Source organism: Blautia sp. DFI.3.45 (assembly GCF_020593505.1).
Lineage (GTDB): Bacteria > Bacillota > Clostridia > Lachnospirales > Lachnospiraceae > Blautia_A > Blautia_A wexlerae.
Map to the genome: position 1 here is coordinate 1 of NZ_JAJDMI010000172.1, position 469 is coordinate 469.

Sequence of the window (469 nt, forward strand, 5' to 3'; positions counted from 1 at the left end):
TCTCCATACTGCTTTTTCGTTTGCACCACCTTCGATTCTTTCCTTAACGATTTGTCTCTATCAGAGTCCGTAATGAATTACCCACTTGTTATTGCTTAATGCCTTTTCTAACAGCTTTTTCAGTTCGGATAGTTCAGAATTATCTGCAATGACATCAATAAATGCCTTTAGCGAACAAGGTGGAACAAGTGTAACACCACAGTATGCAAGCCCTTTGCCTTTGACGGAAAGTGTATGCCAATAGAAGTCAATGGATGTAAGCCTTTCGACAACGCCTTCCAAATAGGCGTCATCAACAGAAATACAGGCATATTTCCACGGCTCATACTCGTCATATCGCTTGCCCTGCTGAGGAGCATCCATCATAATTCCAAACTCGTGTTTTGCCATGTAGATCACCTCCACAAATTCAAATTGAACAAAATCGCTGCGCGATGGCTTGCCAAGGCTGTGGCGCAGCTTTCTTTTT

1 protein-coding gene is annotated in these 469 nt (G+C 42.6%); it reads right to left on the reverse strand.

Features of this window, described 5'->3' with window-relative positions; genetic code table 11:
* Window positions 1–60: 60 nt before the first annotated feature.
* A partial coding sequence (locus LJE09_RS17470) for a hypothetical protein (RefSeq protein ID WP_227311616.1) occupies window positions 61–469 on the reverse strand: 409 nt, incomplete at its 5' end.